This window comes from Allorhizocola rhizosphaerae, assembly GCF_003426775.1.
GTDB lineage: Bacteria > Actinomycetota > Actinomycetes > Mycobacteriales > Micromonosporaceae > Allorhizocola > Allorhizocola rhizosphaerae.
Genome location: NZ_QJUG01000080.1, coordinates 12060 through 35116 on the forward strand (window position 1 = coordinate 12060; position 23057 = coordinate 35116).

9 protein-coding genes are annotated in these 23057 nt (G+C 68.5%); 2 read left to right on the forward strand and 7 right to left on the reverse strand.

What is annotated here, in order from left to right:
- Positions 1–31: 31 nt before the first annotated feature.
- From DM816_RS18745 to DM816_RS18755, 3 genes are read right to left on the reverse strand one after another with little or no spacing between them, the layout of a single operon-like run.
- Entirely contained in the window at positions 32–511 is a 480-nt protein-coding gene (locus DM816_RS18745; protein ID WP_211588761.1) for a hypothetical protein, read from the reverse strand.
- 10 nt (positions 512–521) lie between these two features.
- Complete coding sequence (locus tag DM816_RS18750; protein ID WP_117211544.1) at positions 522–6425, reverse strand: RHS repeat-associated core domain-containing protein; 5904 nt, start codon at positions 6423–6425, stop codon at positions 522–524.
- Entirely contained in the window at positions 6422–12937 is a 6516-nt protein-coding gene (locus tag DM816_RS18755; protein WP_162907607.1) for a LamG domain-containing protein, read from the reverse strand. Before DM816_RS18755 ends, DM816_RS18750 begins: the two co-directional genes overlap by 4 nt.
- A 184-nt stretch (positions 12938–13121) precedes the next feature.
- Between DM816_RS18755 and DM816_RS18760 the strand changes: the two genes are divergently transcribed.
- Positions 13122–14333, forward strand: a complete 1212-nt coding sequence (locus DM816_RS18760) for a serine hydrolase domain-containing protein (RefSeq protein ID WP_117211546.1) — start codon at positions 13122–13124, stop codon at positions 14331–14333.
- An 8-nt stretch (positions 14334–14341) separates the two neighbouring features.
- Here the strand turns inward: DM816_RS18760 and DM816_RS18765 are convergent, their stop codons facing one another.
- A complete protein-coding gene (locus DM816_RS18765) occupies positions 14342–15193 on the reverse strand; it encodes an oxidoreductase (protein WP_211588762.1) in 852 nt (283 codons plus the stop codon).
- A 111-nt stretch (positions 15194–15304) separates the two neighbouring features.
- On the opposite strand from DM816_RS18765, the gene DM816_RS18770 reads away from it, so the two are divergent.
- Complete coding sequence (locus DM816_RS18770; protein ID WP_162907608.1) at positions 15305–15757, forward strand: nuclear transport factor 2 family protein; 453 nt, start codon at positions 15305–15307, stop codon at positions 15755–15757.
- Between the two features lie 26 nt (positions 15758–15783).
- Here DM816_RS18770 and DM816_RS18775 read toward each other — a convergent pair whose 3' ends face one another.
- The 3 genes from DM816_RS18775 to DM816_RS18785 all read right to left on the reverse strand — a co-directional run bounded on the left by DM816_RS18775 (position 15784) and on the right by DM816_RS18785 (position 22993).
- Complete coding sequence (locus tag DM816_RS18775; protein WP_117211548.1) at positions 15784–16278, reverse strand: allene oxide cyclase barrel-like domain-containing protein; 495 nt, start codon at positions 16276–16278, stop codon at positions 15784–15786.
- Positions 16279–16294: 16 nt separating this feature from the next.
- Entirely contained in the window at positions 16295–17053 is a 759-nt protein-coding gene (locus DM816_RS18780) for a bestrophin-like domain (protein WP_117211549.1), read from the reverse strand.
- Positions 17054–17197: 144 nt separating this feature from the next.
- Positions 17198–22993, reverse strand: a complete 5796-nt coding sequence (locus DM816_RS18785; RefSeq protein WP_117211550.1) for an RHS repeat-associated core domain-containing protein — start codon at positions 22991–22993, stop codon at positions 17198–17200.
- Positions 22994–23057 lie beyond the last annotated feature (64 nt).

A 23057-nucleotide genomic window follows, 5' to 3' on the forward strand; every position in this document is an offset into this window, starting at 1 on the left:
GGCCATCCCCGAGACCGACTGTCGTGATTGGTCAGCTCCACGCGGCGTCGAGATCCTTGCAGGTGATGGAGACCGCTCCGTGCACCATTTCCATCACGTGGACGCAGCCCTGTGGGCTCGGGCGCACCTCGTCGATGAGGACGTCACCCAACCGCTTGATCCCCGCGACGATCCAATCCTCGCGGATCTGGAAGCCCGATCGCACGTCGACGGAAACGTTGGTGACCTCGCGGTAGGTGATCGTCAACCGGGGCACATCCGGCAACTCATTGTAGGCCAAGCGAAGCTCGACCCCGAGCACGGCGAAGGCGTCCACCAACTCCAACCGCTCGATCTTCAGATCCTTGATCGCCCGCTCGGAGAAGAAGTCGTAGTGCTCGGGGTCGCTGACGAACCGGTAGGCGCCGGGCGGCAGAGAGCCCGCCAACTCGGGCAGGATCTCCAGGTACGGCCCCGGGTCGACCATGAAACCGTCCCGGAGCCGTTCCACCCGGCTGTATTGAAGCGTCATCGCCCGCCGCCTAGCACCGGGGACGCTTCCAGCTGTCACCCTTGACGCTTTCTCCCGGCTTCAGCAGGCCGGACTCGCGCATGTACTTCACGGCGATGCCCTTCAAACTTCTCTCGACCTCGGCGAGATCGCGCGGGTTGATGCCCGTCGAACCCTTGTGCCCATGCTTGTTGAACCAGCCCTCGCTGCCGAAGAAGCCGACCTCCGTGTGCTTGTGGAACACATGGATTTCGAACTGTCCGGAGCCACCGGGGACCTTGTCGAGCCGATACGAGTAGTCCCCGTAGAAGATCTTATCGGCGTTCGGCCCGAGCGGCGGTGCGTTGTCGTTGTGGACAAGGACCGGCGTGTCACCCACGAGCACGAAGTAGGTGTGGATGCCCGCGACCGTGAGGTTGTATGCGGCGCCGAGCCGCTCGGTGCCCGCGATGAGCCCGCCGACCGGGATCAGTGTGCCGTCGGCTGCCAGCAGGTGCTCGCCGTGGCCGAGTTCACCCGCGCCCTGCCACTGCTTGTCCGTGGCGTTCCAGAACGGGTGATCGTCCGTGGTGGTCACCACGGAGCCGCCCACCCTGAGGTCGACGAGCTCATCGTTGTGCACCCAGATCGCGAGCACCTCGCGTGGGCCGCCGGCACCCGTCTCGGGATCCTTGGCCATCACCTTGTCCCCCACCCGGATCTCACGGATGGGCTTCTTCGTGCCATCGGCCATCAGCACCTTGGTGTCGCCGGAGAAGCTGCAGTATGCCTTCGCCACGTCGACCGAGGTGTCGGCGACCGTGCCGAGCTTGGCCACCTTGGCGAGCCGGCCGACCGGGATCAGCCCGACGACCATCCACGCGCAGCCCGCGATGTCGCCCTCGTCGAAGCACGCCTTGGCGTCGTTGTAGCCGCTGAGCTCCTTGGCCAGTTCCTTGGCCTGCTCGGGGGTCATCGGCTTGCCGCTGCTGATGGGCCCGTCGCAGACCGCCGGGTAGCCGGCGCCGGGAACGCAATCGGGCGTGGGCGGGCTGCACTTCGTCACATAGCTACCGCCGGACAGGCACATGTCCTGCGGAGGCTTTGGCTTTGCCGGTGCCTGCTTGGGGGCCGGGCGCCAGCCCACGGCGGCCTTGCAGGTTTTCGCGCCGTCGGGGCAGCGGCCCGCCTGCTGGTTGCCGATGCGGCCGTTCTTGATGGTCGTCGGGCGGTTGAGGGCATTGCTCGCCGGGCTCTTGCCCTTGTCCCAGCCGCCGCCCCGGCATTCGCCGTCGGGGCAGCTGACGCGGATGAGCCCGCTCGGGTCACTGAAGGTGACCGGGTTGTTGTTGGCATAGGCGTAGGCGTTGAGCTGTTGCGGATCGGTCGGCACCATGATCGGGTCGGGCGAGATGAACCGGCCGATCGCCGGGTCGTACTCGCGCGCACCGAGGTGGGTCAGCCCCGTGGAGTCGTCCCTGGTACCCCCCACAAAGGACTTTTCTCCCGGGAAGGCACTCTCGGTGCCTCTCGGTGCACCGAACGGGTCGAAGCGCCGCTTGCTCACCTCAAGGCTCGACGCGTCGATGGCGACCTGGGTCGTGTTCTGTTGGTCGGCGGCGAGCCAGGACAGGCGCCCACCCTCACGCACCGCCACGGGGTGGCCGCCGTGGGCGTAGTAGCGCGTGCCCCGCTCGGCCCCGGTCGCCTTGTCCAGCCGCAATTCCTGGCCCGGCAGATAGAGCGTGATTGCGGTGGGGTCGTTGCGGATCAGCCGTTCGCCGTCGGCGGAGTAGACGAACGTGGTCTCCTCCGTGTCCTTGGACACCTTGGCCAGGTGGCCCTGGGCGTCCCACGCCAGCGATTGGCCCGCGCGGGCGATGGTGTTGCCCGCCGCGTCGTATTGGTGGCCGTCGAGCTGATGGCCCTTCGCGTAGGTGTACTGGCGGACGGAGTCGCTCGTGCGGTTGCCGGCCAGGTCGTAGGTGTAGGCGCGCTGGTAGGGGGCGGGCCCGCCGAACTCCCGCGTACGGCAGTCTCCACCCTGCACCCAGTCCTCGGTCCAGGCTTCGGCCAGCCGCCGCTGCGGGTCGTAGCGGAAGCACTGCCGCTCGTCGAGGCTCTCGATCGACAGGATGTTGCCCGCCGGGTCGTACTCGAACTTCGTGTCGGCCTGGTTGGGCGCCGGGACCTCGGCGTCGACGACGATCCGCGACAGCAGCCGGGTGGCCGTCTCGCGGTACCACGAGACCCAGGCCCGCTGGTTCTTGAGCGGGTCGCCGAGGTGGATCCGGTTGGCCTCGCCGTAGCGCGTGTACTCGGTGTTGGCGACATACCAGACGGTTTCCCCGGCGAAGCCGCCGTATGTCTGCATTGGACGGGCGAAGTCGTCGTAGGTATGGGTGATGGTTTCCTGTCTGATGCCGCCGCCGATTTCGGGATGGAACTCGCTGGCAAGGCTGCCATCGGCGTTATAGGTGAAGAAGTTGGCGTAGGTCCCGGCCAGCGTGCGCGTCTCCGCGGCCTCCGGTATGACGACCTCGGCGCCGGTGACCTGCTTGAGCAGGGAATACCCCGTGATCTTCGTGACGTACCTGGCGCCGTTGTGGTGCCGGGTCGCCGTGGCGGGCATGCCCTTGCCGTTGTGCACGGTGTCGTAGGTCCACGTGGCCAGGTCGGTGTTGCCCTGCTTCACGCTCGTGCGCCTGCCGAGGCTGTCGTAGGCATAGGACAGCGTGATCCCTCGCGCGTCCGTCGACGTGATCTTCTGCCCGGCCAGGTCGTAGGTGGCGGTGGAGACGCCGGAGTCGACGTCCTCGGCGCGCACCCGCTGGCCCAGCATGTTGTAGCTGTAACGCCAGGTGTTCTGCGCCGGATCGGTCACCGAGGCGAGATGTCCCGCCTTGTCGTAGCTGTATTTCGTCGTCTCGCCCGCCTGGATCAGCTCGACCGGGCGCCCGCGCCCATCCGTGATGGTCACGGTCGGCGGCGCCCCGGCCGGCGGGGTCACCTGCACCCGGTCGCCGCCATACACGTACGTGGTGTGCTTGACCGGCTCGTCGTGCTGACGGAACTCCTCCTTCACCACGCGGCCCGCGCCGTCGAACGTGCTGCGGGTCAACCCCGGCACGTTCGTGTCGAACGCGCTCCACAGCTGGTCGTCGACGTTGCCGTCGTTGAAGAACGGCTGCGTGGACTTGAACGCCCGCCCGTGGGTGTCGAAGCGGGTCTCGGTGATGAGCCGTCCACCGTTCACCGCCGGGGTTTGCGTTTGCCGCTGCCGCATGAGCCCGTCGTAGAGCGTCTTCGTCGTGACGTAGTTGCCGCGTGGCCCGAGCCTGGTCGTGCTGATCACGGTCGGCCCGTCGTTGCGCAGGAGGTAGCTGAACTTCGCGTTGCCCCGGTCGGGGAACCTGTCCTTCGTGCGGTTGGGCAGCCAAACCTGGGTGACGCGGCCGAGCGGGTCGTAGGTCGCCTCGGTCACGTGGCCGTTGACGTCGACCGTCTTCGTCGGCAGGCCCCACGCGGGCTCAAGCGTGGTGGTGAGCGTGTGCCCCAAGGGATTGGTGGCGACCGTCTGGGTCGCGCTGTAAGCGGTGGTCATCGCGCGGCCAAGCGCGTCAACGGATTTCGTCGGCCTGCCCACGGCGTCGAACTCGGCCGTGCCCATGGTCTCGTAGTGCGGATCGCCGGTGGCAGACCAGCTCGTCGCCACCTCAACCTTCGTCGGGTCACCCTTGGTGGGCGCCGCACCGTGAGTCTGGCCGTCGTAGGACGTGCGCACCGCGCTGAGCCGCGTGCCGTCCGGAACTGAGGCGCCCGGCCCGCACGCGACGGCCACGGTCTTGGTCTCGGACGGGCGGTTGAGGATCCACGCGGTCTGGTTGCGCACATACGTTTCCGTCGTGCACGTGTCGTCCTCCGGGGTGGCCACATCGCCCAGATCGCTGACCTTGGTCGTCAGCCCACGCTCGTCGTAGGTCGATTCGGTCTTGGTTTCGCGCCAGCCTCCGGAGCTCAGTGCCGTGAACGACTGCACCGTCCCCGTGCGCACGAGATACGACTTCAGCCTGCCCCGCGTCGCGAACGGGCCCTGCCAAACGGGCGTGTTGACCGTCTTCTCGACGATGTCGGTCTCCGACTCGCCGAGGTGGGTCGCCTGGTAGTAAGGGAAGCCGGCCAGCCAGCCGTAGTCCGGGCCGGTGTCGTCGTCCATGCCCCGGTGGAACCTCTGCTCCGACATGGTGATCGGCGATCCGCCGGGGTCGTTGGCCTGGCCGGTGCGCGTCCGCACCCGCGCGAACCCGCGGAACTCGTTCCAGGTGCGCTTGTTCTCCTCGGTGAACTCGCTGGTGTCCAGATGCCACGCCGCGCCGTCGAGATATTGGTAGCTGGTGACGGCCGGATGTTCCGAACCGTAGCGGTCGTATTCCTTGACCGACTCCACCACGAGTTTGTGGAAATAGTCGGTGCGCTCCATGGCCGTGTCCGGTGGCGTCCACTTGACCGGGTAGCACAGCATCTTGTTGTTGCGCAGGTCGTGGGGATTGGGATGGGACGTGGGCTTGCACTCCGGCTCACGGTACTTGATATCGATGACACCGCCCGTTTCCGAGACGATGGCATTGATCCGGTACCGGCTGAGCTTCGAATAGACGTCGCCGAAGTGCACCCGGTTGGCCAGCAGCTGACCCTCGAAAACCACGGCGGGCAAAGCGATTTCACCGCCGACGTGCCCGGTGTGCTTGACGGAGCGCAGCCACAGCGACGCCTTGTCCGAGGCGACGCCCGTGCCCGGGAACAGGTGCTCCAGCGTCCACGAGTCGACGAGCCGCTCCGCGCCGCCGGCCCGCACGGTGGTGGTCACCCTGTCCAGCCGCTTGGTCGACCAGAACGTGGGCGAGGCGTGCGCCGCGTCGGTCCACGGCACGTCCGGCCAGTTGGCCTTGCGGTCCGGGGTGCACACGCTGTCCTTCACGCACCGGTCGGCGGTGACGAAGTCGACCCGCCCGCCCGCGTAGTTGATGGCACGCAGCGTCCCGCCCCTGGTGTAAGTGAGGTTCGCCGCGTAGGTGTGGGTCTCCGGCTCGTACTGGTATGTCATCTCGTTGCCGTGCGCGTCGACCACCCGGTCGAGGTTCCACCGCCACGCCTGCGTGCAGTGGGCCATGCCGATACACGGCTCGTTGGCGTCGTCGCCGACGACCGGCACGGTCCAGGTGGACCTGGCGTCGGACCGGGAGCCGAAGAAGTACTGCGTCCCGTCGACCGTCGTGATCTTCCAGTGCTCGCCGTCGTTGTCGCCGTTGACTATTCCGGTCTCCCGCTCGATGCGCGCCCCGTTGTCGTCCTGCAGCCGCCACACCTTGCTTTCGGGGGCTTCGCGGATCAGCTGACCACCCCCGCCCGGGAAGGACGCGATGGCGTTGTCGGTGCGCCAGCACAGATGCCCGCTGTCGGGGTGCCCGTCGGTGGCACACGCCCCATACACCCGCTCGATGAACCCGGCCGACAGGTCCCAGCCGTCACCGACCCACGACGCCTGATTGTTGGTCGCGCTGGTCCGTCCGTCCACACTCGACGATGAGTACGACAGCGCCAGCTGCGGCTCCAGCCCACCGGGCGCGGGCGGCACGCGCAGCGGATACGACCACGTGAACGCGCCCGTGTGGCCGGACACCTGCCAGGTCGCGCTCGGCGACAGCGGGCTGGCCGACAGCGAGCCCGAGCCGAGACTGGGCGTGCCGGGCTTCTGCTCGCCACTGAGCGCCGCGAGCGTGGCCTCGTCCTTCGGGCGGCTGGTCATGTTCTGTGCCGTGACGGGTACCGAGGAGACGTTTTCCAAGGGCACCGTCGGCCCGGTGGCCGCGTCCGCGGCCGGACCAAGCACGATGTCGGTCAGGGTGATGGTCAGAAGGACGGTGAGTGCGGCCGCGAGGCGGCGTTGCAAGGTCATGCGCTGAGCTCCGTGAGTATGTGACCAAGCAGCCCGTCGGGGGTGAATCCCCCGCAGTCTGCCCTGGGGCTGGTGAAGCGTTGCCCGTTGATCAGGCAGCGGTACAGCGGGGTGCTCGGTTTCCCGGCCGGTGGTTGCGACCACAGCGTGCCCAGCTGGCTGATGAGCGTCTTGCCCTCGCAGGCGGGATCGAGCGAGACGAACTGGTCCCCGGCGTCCGTGCAGCTGTACAGCCAGACCGTGCCCGCGGGCTGGGTCAGGCCCAGATAGCCGTGTCTCGCCTCGTATCTATAGGTGGGTGGGGTGTCGTGGATCGTGGTGAAGTGGTCCTGCGCCGGCAGGTAATAGCGGGCGAGCGCCGCGTAGGCGACGATGTGGCCCAGCACACCGAGCTTCGTCGCGCCCAGGCAGTTCGCGTCGCGCGAGTCGAACCGGTCGGTGCCGGTGGTGCACTGGTACAGCGGCACGGTCGGCGTGCTCGCCGGTGGCGTGGTGTAGACCCGCCCGATGTCGTAGACGTGGGTGGCGCTGCCGCAGGCGGTGGCCGTGAAGTGGTCCGCGCCCGACTGGCACAGGCGCAGCATGACCGTGTCGGGCCCCTCGGGCGCCGGCATCCCCAGCGCCGCGTGGAACCGGTATCCCGGACGGGGTTTGGCGCTCGTGCTGTCGGTGTACCGCTCCCCCGCCGTGTTGATGAACCGGCCCAGCTGATCGGCGGGCGGCTGCGGCCACCCGGCCCGCTGGGCCAACGCCGCCTCGCCGATGACGCCCAGGGCGGCGTGCGCCTCGTCGATGAGCCCGTGGAAGTGCCCGGTGGACGCCCCGTTCTCCTTGGCCCGGCCCAGCACGAACTTGCCCTTGAACTGCCACATGGCCACGTTGTCGCGCGTGCCGGCGAGCTTGCCGTCGATGTAGAGGCGCAACTGGCGGGCCGGGTAGTCGTAGACGCCGGCCACATGCGTCCACTGATTGAGCGTCGGCGGCAGCAGCGAGTGGGCGTACACCAGGGGCGCACCGTCCGAATCGGACGTTGCCTGGCCGAACACCCAGCGGTCAAGGCCCGGACGGTACTGCAGGACGAAGCCGCTGTTGCGGTCGCCGTCCTGGCTCAGGATCGTTGACACGCGGTCGTTGCGGCTCAGCTTGACGAAGGCCGACACCGTGAAGCTGCCGGTCGGGTGCACGCCGCGATAGGCGGACACGGCCTCGCCCGTGCCCGACAGCTGCAGCGCCTGCCCGCTGATTCCCGGGGCGTAGGCGACGGTCCCGGCGGGTGTCGCGTCGTTCTTGCGCCACGAAAAGTCGCGTGTCGTGCCGTCGTCGAACCGGTGGTACTGGAAGTCGACCGGCGGCGCCTCGTCGTGTATGCGGCGGATCTGCCCGGCCGACAGAGTCTGTTGGTAGAGGCGCACCTCGTCGACGCCCCGGGCCCAGTGGCCGGCGGGGACCCCGTTCGCCTTCGACCGGCCCATCGAGACCGGGCCCGATGACGGGAGCACCTTCACCTCCGCCCGCGCCGCGGCCAGCACGCCGTTGACGTAGAGCCGCAGCTGCCCCAGATCCGCTTTGTAGGTCAGCGCGACGTGCACCCATTCGCCGACGGCGACGGGCTCGCCGGACTGCAGCACCACCAGTGGCGTGTCATCACGGTCCGCTTCGGACACCACCGCGGCCCACCGCCGGGTCGCGGCGACGTACACGATCTGGAAGACGCTCACCCGGTTGCCGTCCTGGCCCACCACCATGCGGTTGACGCTGTCGGTCGTGGTCGGATAGACCCACGCCGCCGCGGTGAAGTCGCGCTCGGTGTTGAGGGCGGGCCCGGTGGTCTCGGCGTAGCCGGTCGTGCCGTCGAACAGGACGCCGTGGCCCGTGCGCCCGCCGACCCAGCTGTGGCCGCCCTTGATGGTCGCGGTGCGGTTGTTCCCGCTGGAGTCGGCGAGCGTGGTGCCGGTGCTCTCGTCGAACTTCCAGTGCCCCGCGTCGGCGGGCGGCACGTCGGCCGGGCCGTCCGGGGCCGGATACGACTCCCACAGCGTCTTGATCCGCAGGTGATCCAGCGCGCCGGTGTAGACGCGCACGTCATCGACGTTGCCGGTCAGCGATTTGCCGAAGTTCAACCCCGTGGTCTTGTTCCATGCCGTGTTGAGCGTGCCCTCGTCGTGGCGCACGGCGTCCACATACAGCACCACGATCTTCGTCGCCGGGTCGTAGACGCCCGTCAGGTGCACCCACCGGTCGAAGTCGTACGGAGCCGCGGCCACCGAGGCCTTGGTCACCGTGCCGTCGGGCTCGGGCATCTCGACATACCACGCGCCCCAGCTCGAACTGTCGTTGTCCATGAGGTGGCCCATGCGGAACTTGCCGTCGATGCTCACGGCCTCGGTCCTGCACTCGAACACCGAGCTCAGATCGCAATAGCCCGCGGGGACCTGCACCCAGGCCGCCACGGTGAACGCCTGATCGGTGCGCACGTCCACGCCCGGGATGGCCACGGCGTCGTCCCTGCCGTCGAATCCGATGGCATTGCCGCTGCGGCCCGGCACGAACTTCGCGTCGGCGGACAGCCCGCCGGAGCGCGACCCGACCGAGTCGAAGACGTTGCGCCCGCCGGGCTCGTCCAGCCGCCAGTGATGGGCGAGCGTCAGATCCCGGCCCGCCATCACCTTCACCTCGTCGGCGAACAGCGGCCGCGACCACACCGCCGCGTCGTCGATCGCGCCGACGAACGTGGCGCCGATCTGTAGCTTCCCTTCCGGGAAGTCCACGCCGGTCACGTCGTCGAGCGAGCCGACGAGCACGCCGTTGACGTAGAGCTCGGCGCGCTTGCTCACCGCGTTGTACGACCCGGCGAGGTGCGTCCACGCTCCAGTTTGGACAGCCGGCCCGACGACCGCCCGGTCCAATGCGAACACCCACTTGCCCTCGGGGTTCGCCTGCAGCCGGAACACGCTCCGGGTGGCACCGTCCTGTGCGATCACCGACGGGTGGCCGCCGATCCGGTCCAGCCGTGCCCACGCCGACACCGCGAAGCTGCCGTCTGTCTTGAGCGCGTGCGGCGCCGTGACGTAGTTGGAGCCGTTGAGCTTGATGGCCATGTCTCCGGGCGCGGGCAGGTTCGACTGGCCGCCGATGTAGTCCACCCTGTGCCCGTCGTCGACGCCGTTGAAGTCGACCGGGTCCGCGACGAGGTTGCCGTCAAAGGCCCACCGCGCCTTGGCCACCGCGTCGCGGCTCACCAGGCCCTGCAGCTCCTCGGCCGAGAGCGCGCGGTTGTAGGCGCGCACCTCGTCGACGGTGCCGAACCACGGGTTCTTCCGGACGCTGTCGAAGATGGCACCACCGACGCGCAGCTCCCCGGTCGCCGGGAACGCGCTCGGACGCGAGACGGTGCCGGCGGGCCGGCCGTTGACAAAGAGGCGCAGCTGCCTGGTCGCCGCGTCGTAGACCCCGGCCACGTGCGCGGCCTCGCCGACGACGGCCGAACCGGGCGCGCTGCGCACCGGGGTGTCCGCCGGGCGCGGCGTGTGCTGGTCTGCCGAGGGCACGTAAAGCTCCCACGTCCCGCCGTCGGCGAGCTGGCGATAGCCGAGCGAGAACCCGCTGTTGACCGTGCCGTCCTGCGACACCGCGGCGTAGCCGTGCTGCGCCGGCGCGGCCTTGTCCACCTTGAGCCACGCGGCCACGGTGAAGCTCTGGTCGGTGCGGATGACGGGCGTCCCGGTGGACACGAAGTCGGCGTCGCCGTTGAGCTGCACGGCCCCCGCGACCTCGCCCTTGACGAACTTCGCGCCGCCGTTGAGGACCCCCGCCGCGCCACCGGGCACGGCGTTGAGCGCGGTGCGGCTCGTCAGCTCGTCGTCGAACTTCCAGTATCCAAGTTGGACATTGTCGTGCCCGACCTGCGCGCGGACCTCCGCCGTCGTGATGGCCCGGTCGTAGACCTTGACCTCATCCAGCATTCCGGGGAAGCCGCCCATGCGCAGCGGGCCTTCGGCGTTCCACCGCGCCGTGCGGGCGGTGGCGCCCACCTGCACGCCGTTGACATACAGGCGCATCTGGGCCGCCTCGGCGTCATAGACGCCCGCGAGGTGGGTCCACTCCCCGGCGATGGGCGGCGCCGGCGACTTGACGAAGTGATACCCGCTCGGACTGGGCGAGTCGTCGAACGGCGCGACGAACACCCACGCCTGGTTCCAATGCTCGTAGTGCAGGCAGAACCCGCACATGTTCGTGCCGTCCTGCCGGATCACCTCGGCCTCGCCCGCGTCCAGCCGGTCGATCCTGACCCACGCGGTGACGGAGAAGCTGTCGTCGGTGCGGATGTTGCCGGCAGCGGTCAGCCGCTTGGTGCGGTCGAGGCCGATGCCCGTGCCGACCGCGCCGGGTGCGTAGCTTCCCGTGCCGGTGGCGTCGCGCCAGCCCAGGAATGCGGTGTCCTTGGTGTTGCCCTCGAACGACCATTGCGCGAGCGGACCGTTGCCCGCCCTGACGTAGAACCGGTGCACCGTGACCGTGCTCGGGTTGCCGGCGCGGTCGAAGCTTTGCACATACAGGTCTCTGGGCCCGTCGCGGTCCGGGGCCAGGGTCACGGTCGCGTCGCCGCCCAGCCGTTCCGCGTCCACCTTCTCGCGCGGCGGGTCCGACCAGCCGTACCGGTAGTGGTCGATGTCGCTGACGCCGTTGGGCTTGAACGTGAACCTGCCGAACACCCCCACGCCGCCGTGCCAGCGGTTGTCGTCGGGATAGATCGTGGCCTCGACCTTGGGCGGGTTGGTGGCGGGCACGCCGATCCGGTCGACCGCGAACGGTCCGGGCCCATCCCGCCATCCGCCGTGGCCGCCCGCGTAGGCGTCCCGTCCGCGGGCGGCCCACCGGGTGATGGTCCGCTGATCCCGGTCGCCGAGGGCGAGGTAGTAGTTGTGCCAGGTGCCGCTGGCCTGGTCGCTCGCGTTGGACAGCCACGACTCGCCGGCGGTGTCCTTGACGAACCAGTCCGCGGTGACCCGGTCCCCATCCGGGTCCGCGTGATAGGCCTGCAGCGTGATCCCGTCGGCGCGGATGTACGGGACGCCGTCGCACCACCGGCACGGTGCGGGCAGCGCCGGCGAGAGCCGGACATCGCCCGGAATGCTCGGCGGGAGGTTGAACTCGACCCACAGCATGGCCGAGTTGGCGTTGTATTTGCGCCACGTGTTCTTGTCGCCCTCGGTTTCGGCGCCGAGGAAGTAGGTCGATGTGCCGGCGTCGACGTAGGTGCCCGGGTTCCACGTCACGTAGCCCGGCTGGCAGCCCGGCACCGACACGGTGTGCAGATGGTGCCGCGCGTTCGGCTGGTTGTTCCAGTCGGTCTCCGGCACGATGGCGTGGTTGGCTTGAAAGAGGGCGTGGTTGCGTGGCGCGTTGCAGTCGGGGCCGGAGTCCATGTGCACCTTGAACCTCGACGCCAGCACCGTCCGGCCCCACAGGAAACTCGTGTCATACAGCCAGTAGGTGCGCACCTCCCCGATGCCGTCGCAGCCGGCCCAGCCGCAGTAGCCGACCTTGCCCTCCCCGCCGTCGATGCCCCCGCCGTCCCAGTTTCTGGCGGTGGGCTTGCCCTTGAACACCTTGGTCCAGTGATGCCGGCCCGCCTCGTGCTGCCCCGGGTCGATGACGACCGGGAAACGAGTCTTCGGATCCTTTAGAAGCTTTTCATCCGGTACCAGATAAAGGTTTTCCTTGTCCATGGAGAGCCCGACCGGGGCCACCACGGCGCCCTCCCCGGGACCGTCCGTTGTGGACTTCGCATCGTCCCACATGAGCAGGGGTGGGCCGGTCAGGATCACCTGACCGGCCGCATCCCGGACCTCGGTGCCACCGGAGGGGGTGGTGGCAAGCGACAGCAGGTGGCTGCGCACTCCCAGGCGGAGTTGGGCCAAGGCCGGGTTCCGGGCCGCCTCGGCGGTGCGGACAACGAAATGCTTGACATAGCCGGCAGCCTCGGCGCGCAGAGTCAGGTCCACGCCGGGCAATACCTCCGGATACGTGACGACCGAGCCGGACAGGACGGGTGGGGGGAGAACGCCCGGCCAGCTCAACTCGACGTGGCCACCCGCGACCCGCAGGGCGACCAGCGGCTGCTTCGAACCGCCACCCGAGAAAGCCATATCAATCGTTGTCGCTTTGGGACCGATCGTTCCGTCGGCCCGGCGAACCAGGGTGGTGTCGATGTCCACCCAGCGGCCGTCGCGTGCGGTCCGCTTGGGCACCACACTCAACTCGGCCGTCAGGGCGCCGTCCGGCTGGGCGGCGACCAGGCGCGTCTCGGTGGTCATGTCGTTGACCACCACCGCGCTGCGCTGCCGCTTCGCCGCCTCCGACGCCGTCGCCGCGTCCGGCGCGTCGGTGATGGCGGCGATGGGCGCAGCGGGCGCCTGCCGCTCGCCCATGCCGGACGGCGCCGAGCCGGGAATCCCGGGAGTGACCGCGATTGCCAAAATCAGACCGATCCGTCGCCAGAGCTTGCTCACCGGGGTTCCCTCCTGATTGGACACGCGCGCATGGCGCGTCCATCAGCATCCGGCCTGCCCCTTCCACGGGCCTGTCGCCGGCCTGCCGGGCGGCTTTTGCGCTGTAGATAACGCCCGCGAAACACGCGCGCCGGTAGAAGTTATGGGACCTCACACGTTCTGCCCCGAAGGGAAACCCATCCCCATGTCTGGAGACCAACGCTCGACCCGCCGGCGGACTCTGCTGGGAGCGCTTGGCGCGGCTCCGCTCGCAGCCTCGGCGCCTCTGGCAGCCTCAGGCATCGCCCACGCTGAAACCGGCGCTCAGTCCCATCGGATACCGCATGAGCTAAGGCCGGGCGGGGAGTACGACCGGCTGATCGCCCAGCTCGCCGCGGAGGACAGGTTTTCCGGCACCGTGTTGCTCGCCCACCGCGGCAGGACGGTCCTTGCCCGCGCCTACGGCATGGCCGACAGGGAGCGGGCCGTCCCGAACGGAGTCGACACCATCTTCGCGCTCGCCTCGGCCTCCAAGCCGTTCACCGCGCTGGCCATCCTTCAGCTCGCCCAGCAGGGGAGGATCAACTTTTACGAGACGCTCGGCGCCTATCTGAGCGGCTTTCCCGCCGAGATCGCGAACACGGTCACCATTCACCACCTGCTCACCCACACCTCGGGCATGGGCGACCTGCTCAACAATCAGGAGTTCCGCGACAAGGCAGGCACGTGGACCAGCGCCGCCGAGGTCATGGCGGAGACCATGAGCATCATCCGCAAGGAGCCGCTGGAGTTCCCTCCGGGTACAAAAAACCGCTACAGCAACAACGGTTACGACACCCTCGGCGCGATCGTCGCCCAGGTCTCCGGGCAGTCCTTCTATGACTACGTCCGCGGACACATCTTCACGCCGGCCGGCATGACCCGCACCGACTACTACACCCGGCCGCAGTGGCTGACCGACCAACGCCTCGCCCACCCCTACGCGCTCAGCCTCACCGGCCAACGTGTCGATGCCCTCCGCGCCGGGGAGGGTGCGGCGCGCATGTTCATCGGCACCGGAGGCGGCAACGCGTTTTCCACCGCCGCCGATCTGCTCCGCTTCGCACGCGCCGTGCAGGGCGGCACGCTGCTCAACCGGGCCTACACCGAGCTTTACCTGAGCCCGAAGTTCCCCAACCGGCCCCGGGGAGCCGGCGACCCCGCCGCCCGAAGCTTCACCGCCTACGGGGCGCCCGCACCCATCTGGAACAACCATCTGCTCTTCGGCCACGGCGGCGGCGCGGCCGGCGAGTCGACCAACTGGACCATCTACCGCGACCTGGACTGGTTCGGCGTGCTCCTGTGCAACTACGACCAGATCGAGATCGAGACGATCATAGGCAGGGAGCGGAGCCTCATCGCCGGCCGCGGTGTCTGAGCCACGGCTCAGGCCGGATGGCCGGTGGCGCGGGAGATGCCCTCCCACGCGTCGACCTCGGCGGCAACCGCGTTGAGGTGGGTCCTGATCCCATCGACGGCGTCATCGCCAAGCGGCAGACGCAACGGTGTTGTGTCGGCGGCGAGCGCGATGAGGATCGCCTCGGCCGCCTTGGCCGGATCTCCCGGTTGGACGCCATCGATACCTTTGATCATGTGCCGGATCGGGCCGACCGTGCCGTCATAGTCGGGCAGCACGGCGCTTTCCACCAGGCTGGGCCCGGAAAAGCTGGTGCGGAAGGCGCCGGGCTCGACGATGAGCACCCGGATGCCCAGCGGACCGACCTCCGCGGCGAGCGCCTCGGAGTACCCTTCGAGCGCGAATTTCGTTGCGCAGTAGGCGGAGAAGCCCGGATAGGCGACCTGCCCGCCGAACGACGAGAGTTGCACGATCGCCCCGGCGCGGCGGGCCCGCATGCCGGGCAGCACCGCCCGCACGAGCCGGGCCGGGGCGAAGACGTGCAGTTCGAACAGGTCGCGCAGCTCGCGTTCGGTGGTCTCCTCGGCCGCGCCTACCTGGCCCCGGCCCGCGTTGTTGACAAGCACATCGATGCGGCCATAGCGGGCCTGCACATCGGAGAGCACCGCGGCGACGGCCGCGGCGTCCGTGACGTCGAGCCGCGCCGCCTCGACCCGGTCGGGATACGCGGAGACGAGGTCTTCGAGCGCCTCGGGCCGGCGTGCCGTGGCCACGACGACATCGCCGCGCAGGGCCGCCGCCTCGCTGATCGCCCGGCCGAGGCCGCTGCTCGCACCGGTCACGAGCCAGACGCGAGCCGAGAGAATGGGTTGATTGGTCACGCGTCCACCATGGGCCCGCGATCGCCGGGCTGTCCAAGACCGGTGGTGATAACCAAACGGCATAAAGGCGGGTATTGGACCCGTCGGTTGGCGCCCGCCCATGCTCAAACCATGCGAACACTCAAGAGAATCGTGACGGCGGCGGTGCTGCTCGGCGCACTGTCGGCCTGCACGACGACGCCCGCGTCATCCAATGTGGACGGGCTGGAAACCCCGGCCGCCGCTCCGGAGTCGGCCGGTGTCGCCGAACAGGTGGCCCAGCGCTTCCTGGAGGCGGCCAACGCGGGAGACGAGGCGGGGGTCGCGGCCCTGTTCGCCGAGGATGCCCGGTTCGACAGCGTGGGCCGCATCTATTCCAACCGGCAGGAGATCATGGATCGTTTCCTGGTGCCCGAGGTGCTGCGGGTGGGCGGCCGCTACGAATCGACCGGGCAGCAGTGGCAGGGCGACCGGCTGACCGTGACCTACCGCTTCACCACGCGGTCGGGCGGCCAGGAACGCTTCACCTACGCCTATCTCATCCGCGACGGCCTGATCCGCGACGTCATCGGGCGATACATCTAATCACCTGACCCTGAAACGGGTCCTCGTCACGCGACCCCGGCCGTCGGTCGCACTACCAGGTCGATCCGCTCAGCGTCCGGCCAGGTGATGTCCACCTCGCCGCAGATGCACGCGTAAATGCCGGTGCCGCCGACAATCGGCCCGGTGGCGGTCCGGGGATAGGCGCCGAACCGGTTCATCAGCCGCTGATAGTGGATCTCCCCGTCGGCGAGCACGAGGACCACGTGGGCCAGCACGACCGGGCCGCCCGTCGTCACATCCACCACGGTTGCCCCGGCAGCCGCGGTGCCGACGGTCGCTCCGCTGCGGTCGAACAGGTCGAACGTCGCGATGTATGCCACGCCCAGTGCCGGTAACACGGGCAGCGTAATCTGCTTGCGCCGCGCGGACAGCACGATCTGGTCTTGCATTCGCCGGGGGACACCGGCCGCGGCGGGCCCAGCCGCTGTGGTCGCGGCGGCGGTGAACCCGGCCGCGGCAGCCAGCCCGAAGCGGGTCAGGTGGGTGCGTCGTGTTGTCATGCCGAACTCTCCAATCTCAAGGCGGGAACTCCCGAAACCGTTGCAGCACCTGGGTGAAGGCGTCGGGGCCGATCGCGTTCAGGCCGGCGAACGGGAGGCTCAGGTCGCGGACGATCCAGAGGGTGAAGGCGATCAATGCGGCCATGGAGCCCACCATCAGCAGATGCAACAGATAGCGAGAGTGGTCGAAGATGAACGTGAACGCCACAGTGATCACGCTGCCCGCGATGAGGCCGATCCACATGATGGGCGACACCGGCGAGGTCAGCGCGCCGGTTCGCGCCCGCCGCGCGTCGACCAACGCGTTGATCGCGTCGAGCGAGTTGCTCATGAGGATCTCATCGCGTGCCGTCGTCGGCTGCATTCCTTGGACGACGACTCGCATGCGGGCCACCTGGGCTCGGGCCTTCGGGCTGCTTTGGCCCTGCGCCATCAGCGCCCACTCTTCGCCCGCCACGGTGCCGGCATAGTCCCTCGCGAGCTCCATCATCTCCTTGCGCTGGGGCTCCGGCAGGGCGCGAGCGGTGAAGTAGAGCCGGGACACCTCGTTCGCCTCGACGTTCGCCTCGGCGCCGGTGCCGTTGTGGTTCTCCCACACCACGATGACCACAAAGGCCAGGATCACAGCGTAGAGGACACCGACCATCGAGAAGATCGCGGCGGCGACGTCGTGATGCGGCTGCTTGGCCTCGCCGGGGATGACCCTGCGGACGACCAGCAGGCCGATTCCCACAACGACAACGGTGCCGACCACGATGAGCAGAGGGGTCAGCACGGCGTCGTCCCCCCAACGCCGATCGCATTAGCCATGCTGCGATGGTAGGGGCAAATAGCATAAATAGGATATACCGCCGCGCGGAACCTCACCTTCCCGGGTTCGAATCCGACCCCACGATCGCCGGCTGAGCGTGCCCGCGCGTCAGCGCGCTCGCCACCACCTTCCGATGCCGCGCACGCCACGGGCGATCCCGCCGGCCGCGGCCACCGAGCCGACGACGATCCCGACGGTCGGATCCCCGCCCGCCTCCAGCGCGTCGTCAATGAGCTTCGCGCTCCTGGCCGAGGCACCCAACACCGTCTGCGGCTGGGACGGCACGCCCTCGCCGGGGTGCCGCTCCGGCGCGCCCTTCATCTGCGACCCGGCGGGACAGGTGCACGGGCCCTTGTAGCGCGGATCGGTCCAGCCGGGGATCGGGTGCTTCTCGCAGAAGCCATTGTTGTTGTGCACCAGCACCGGCGTCCGCGTGGCAACGACATAGTAGGTGTGGATGCCCTCGACTGTGAGGTCATGCATGATCTTGTCGCCCGCGAAGCTTTGCGCGCCAACGACTTCGACGAGCCCGCCGCCGAGGCCGTGCAGGAGGTCGCCCACCCGCACCTCGGCGGCGTCCACCCACGACTCCCGCGAGTTCACCCAGAACGGGTGCGTGGCGGTCGTTTTCAGCGTGGTGGTCTCGCCTCCGGCCGTGCGCACCGTCAGGTCGACCAGATCGTAGTCCCGGTTGCGGTGCAGCAGGACCACTTCCCGCGCCTCGGTGCGGCCCGTTTCCGGGTCGGTGGCGAGCACCTCGTCGCCCAGTTCGACATCGCGGATCGGCTTGTCCGTGCCGTCGGCCATGCGCACCGGGGTGGACCCATCGAAGCTGTGACACGGCTTCGCCGACCCGGCCGTGGTGCCGCCGCCCGTTTTCGGCGTGGAGACGCCGCCCCGGACCGCCGGCATCCCGCGAACACCGGGGGCGAATACCTGCCCGAGGATCTTCAGCTCGCGGTCGATGTTGGGCTGCTGCATTTCGTGCGCCCACATGTAGAGCTCGTTCGAGCAGGCGTCCTTCGCGTACGTCTCGCACGCGCCGATGAGCGCCCACAGCGAGTCACGGTGGCCGATGTCGGAGTTGCGCTCGAAGTAGCCGTCCCCGGCAAACCGGTTCATGCCTTCGATCAGGGCCGTCGAGTCCCTCATGTGCGGGATCGCCAGCCGGTTGACCGTGATGCCGTAGACACTGCGCCGCACGACCATCCCGCTGCTCATTTTGGTCGTCGTCGGTTCGGCCGCCCGGCACCTCTTGGCGGCATCTGCACACCGGTGCTGGAACGGCTTCGTGTTGCCCCACGTGCTGGCCGGGCTCTTGTTCTTGGCCCACCCGCCGAACCGGCATTCGCCGTCCGGGCAGCTGGCGCGGAACAGCCCGCTGGGATCGCTGTAGGTCACCGGGCTGTTGTTGGCGTAGCCGTAGCCGTTGAGCTGCTGGGGGTCGTCGGGGGCGAGGATCGGGTCGACGGAGATGAAGCGGCCCAATGCCGGATCGTACTCGCGCGCACCGAGGTGGGTCAGCCCGGTGGAGGCGTCCGCGGTACCCCCTAAAAAGCCTTTATCGCTTGGAAAAGCGCCTTGATCCCCGCGCGGGTTGCCGAACGGGTCAAACCTGCGGCGTTGCACCGCAAGCGTTTCCGCGTCGATGGCGACCTGAGCGGTGTTCTGGTGGTCGCCGGCCAGCCAGGTCAGGCGGCCGTCGGCCCGTACGGCCACCACAGCACCCGCGTGTGTGTAGTAGCGGGTCGCCTTGCGCACACCGGTGGCCCGGTCGATGCGCAACTCCTGCCCCGCAAGATAAATCGTCGTGCCTGACGGATCCTTGCGCATGAGCCGGTCGCCGTCGGCGGTGTAGACGAAGCTCGTCTCGCCCGCCTCACTGACCACTTTGGACAGATGGCCCTCGGCGTCCCACTCGAGCCGCTGCCCGGGACGGGAGACGGTGTTTCCGGCGGCGTCGTATTCGTGACCGTCGAGACGATGGCCCCGGGTGTAGGTGTATTGGCGCGTCAGGTCGCTGGTGCGGTTGCCCGCGTCGTCATAGGTGAATGCCTGCCGGTAGGGCGCGGGACCGCCGAGCGGCTGGGTCGAACAGTCGCCGACCGGTGTCCACGCCTGGGTCAGCCGGCGATGCGGGTCGTAGCGGAAGCATTGCCGCTCATCGGTTTCCTCGATCGACGTGATATTGCCGGCCTCGTCGTAACGCAGCGTCGAGTCGGACACCTTGGGCGCGGGCGCCTCGGCGTCGACCACCATCCGCTCCGGCCAGCGGGTGCCAAGCTGGTGATAGCCGGTCAGCCAGGCACGCGTCGTGCCCTCGCCCAGGTGCAGCCGCGTCGCCTCGCCGTAGCGGGTGTATTCGGTGTTGGACACATACCATACGGTCTTGCCGGGGAAGCCGCCGTATGTCTTGATTGGACGGCCGGCGTCGTCGTAGGTGTGCGTGATGCTTTCCGCCGGCAGATCGCCGACCGGAGGCAGGAGCTCCTCCTTGCGGCTGCCGTCGGTGTTGTAGGTGAAGTAGGTCGTGAAGCTGGTGTCGATGTCCGGAATCGTGACCTTCGTGCGCGTCGGCTGTTTCAGCGTCGAGTAGCCGCTGATTTCGGTGATATAAGCCTTTCCTTCCTGGTACCGAGTGGAGCGCGCAGGCATTCCGATGCCGTTGGTCACCGTGTCATAGGTCCACTCCGCCAGCGTGTCCGTGCCCCGCTTGACACGGGTCTTGCGGCCGAGCGCGTCATACTCATGGCTCAGCGTGCTCCCGCGGGCGTCCGTGACCGTGGTCAGCTGCCCCGCGGCGTCGTATGTGGACACTGCCACGCCCTTGTCGACGTCTTCGGCCCGCGTCTGCCGCCCGAGTAGGTCATATTCGTAGCGCCACGTGTTGCCCGCCGGATCGGTGATCGACGCCAGCTGGCCGGACTTCGAATAGGTGTAGCGCGTGGACTTTCCGGCCTCGATGAGCTCGACGGTCCGGCCGCGCGCATCGGTGACGGTCGTGGTCGGCGGCGCACCGGGCGGCGGCGTGACGTGCACGCGGTCCGCTCCGTACACCACCGTGGTCCGCTTGGTCATGTGGTCGTGCACGCGGAACTCGGTCACGGTCACGCGTTCGGCCCCGTCGTACCGGTTGACCGTCAGCGCGGGCACGTTCGTGTCATGCGCGAGCCACAGTTTGTCGTCGACGGCGCCGTCCGAGTAGAACGGGCTGGTCGTCAGGTAGGCCCGCCCGTGCGTGTCATAGCGGGTGTCGACGATCAGCCGCCCGCCACCGGGGGCCGGTTCCTGCGTCTGCCGCATGCGCAGCAGGCCGTCATAGAGCACATTGGACGTGACGTAGTTGCCGGTCGGCCCGAGCGTTGTGGTGCTCACGACGGTGGGCGCGTCGTTGCGTACCAGATAGGCATATCGCTCGCTGCCCGCGGCCGGAAACTTGGTGCGCGGCCGGTTGGGCAGCCACACCTCCTTGACCCGTCCGAGCGGGTCGTAGGCGGTCTCCGTCAGGTGAGTGTTGGCGTCCACGCTCTTGGTCGGCAGCCCCCACGCGGGTTCGAGGGTGGTGGTCACGGTGTGCCCCAACGCGTTGGTCGTGCTGACCGTCGTCGGCGTGTAGGCGGTCGTGGTCACGCGGCCCAGCGCGTCGATTGTCTTGGTTGGACGGCCCAGCGAGTCGAACTGGGTGGTCATCGTGTCCTGATAGACGCCCCACTCTTTGGCGCTCTTCACTCGCGTCGGGTCGCCTTTGGACGGTGGCAGCCCGAAGTCCTGCCCGTCGTAAGCGGTTTGCACGTCGGCAAGGCCGTCGCGCGGGAGGGCCGGGGTGGTGACGCAGCTGACCGCGAACACCTCCGTCCGCGAGGCACGGTCGAGGATCCACGCCGCCGTGTTGCGGGCGTAGGTGGTGCGCGTGCACCGATCGTCGTCGGGTGTGGCGATGTCGCCCAGGTCGTCGACGGAGGTCACCAGCCCGCGATCGTCGAAAGTGGACACCTTGCGGGTCTGCCGCACATCGTTGGAGGTCTGCGTCTGCCCGGTGCGCACCAGATAGGATTTCAGCGCCCCGCGGGTCGCGAACGGGCCCTGCCAGGTGGGCGTGCTCACGCTCTTGCTCACGACGGTCTCGGTCTCGCCCAGGTGCACGGCCGTGTAATGCTGGAAACCGGCCAGCCAGGTGAAATCCGGGCCGGTGTCGCCGTCCATGCCGCGGTGATAGCGATACTCGGTCATGCCCACCAGCCCGCTCGGATCGGGCAGGGTGCCCTTGCGCACCCGGACTCGGGCGAACCCGCGATACTCGCTCCACGTGCGCTTGCTCTGCTCGGTGAACTCGCCGGTGTCCAACTGCCAGGCGGCCCCGTCGAGGTACTCATAGCTGGTGGTGTGCGCCAGCGTGCTGCCCATCCGGTCGTGCTCGCTGACCGCCTCGACCACGTATTTGATGAACCAGTCCGCGCGCTCCGGGCTGTCCTTGGGTTTCCACTTCACCGGATAGCACAGCTTCGTGTTGCCCTGCGCCGCTGCCGGAAGTGACGTCGGGGTGCAATCCGGTGCGCGGTAACGGATATCGATAACCCCACCGGTCTCGGTCACAATGGCATTTATCCGGTACCGATTGAGCCTCGCGTAAGCATCGTCGAGGTGCACCCGATTGCCCAGCCGCTGCCCCTCAAAAACCACAGGCGGCAGAGCAACTTCCCCGCCAACATGCCCGGTGCGCGTAATGGACCGCAGCCACAGCGCGGGCTTGCCCCCGTCTCCCGGATTCGGGAACAGATGCTCCAGCGTCCACGACTCGACAAGCTTCTCCACGCCGTCGTTCCGCGCGGTCGTCGTCACCTTCGCCAGCCGTTTGCCGGTCCAGAAGCTCGGCGCGGACTTGTCCCCGTCCCACGGCACGTCGGGCCAGTTCTCCTTGCGCGCCTGAGTGCACTCGCTACCCGGCACACACCGATCGGCCGTGACGAAGTCGACCCGCCCGCCCGCATAATCGATGGCCCTAAGCGTCCCACCCCTGACATACGTCAGGTTCGCCCCATACGTATGCGTTTCCGCCTCATACCGATACGTCAACTCGTTGCCATGCGTGTCGACGACCCGGTCGAGATTCCACCGCCACGCCTGCACACACCGCCCGGTCTGATGGCACGGCTCCCCCGCGTCGTCCCCCACGACAGGCACGGTCCACGTCGACTGCGACTCCGGACGCGACCCGAAGAAATACCGCGTCCCGTCGACCGTCGTGATCTCCCAATGCTCGCCATCATCATCGCCGTTGACTACGCCGGTACGCTGCTCAATCCTCGCCCCGTTGTCCGCCTCCAGCCGCCAAATACGGCCTGCCTCACGGATCAGCTGCCCGCCGCCGCCCGGAAACGACACCACCGCGTTGTCCGTCCGCCAGCACAGATCCCCACTGTCCGGATGCCCGTCGGTCGCGCACGCGCCATAGATCCGCTCGACAAACCCGGCCGACAGGTCCCAGCCATCGCCCACCCACGACGCCTGGTTGTTGGTCGCGCTCGTCCGGCCATCCACAGTGGACGATGAGTACGACAGCGCGAGCTGCGGCTCCAGCCCACCGGGCGAGGGCGGCACGCGCAGCGGATACGACCACGTGAAGTCGCCCGTATGGCCGGAGACCTGCCAGCTGGCCGACGGCGACAGCGGGCTCGCGCCGGGCGTGCCGCCGCCTTCCTTGGGCGCGCTGCCAGGCGGCTGATTGCCCGACAGCGCGCTGGACGTGGCCTGATCCGGGCCACGTCCGCCCATCACCTGTTGGGTGACGGGCACGGGATCGATCCGCTCCAGCTCGGTCGACGGGCCCGCAGCAGCCGCAGGCTCAGGCGTCCGCAGCACCCCAACCATCAACACAACCAGCACGACCGCCAGGAAAGTCCTCACGCGACGCAGAATCCGCGCCCCACCTTCCTTCCCCCTTCCACCAACCTTCCACCCACCTTCCGCG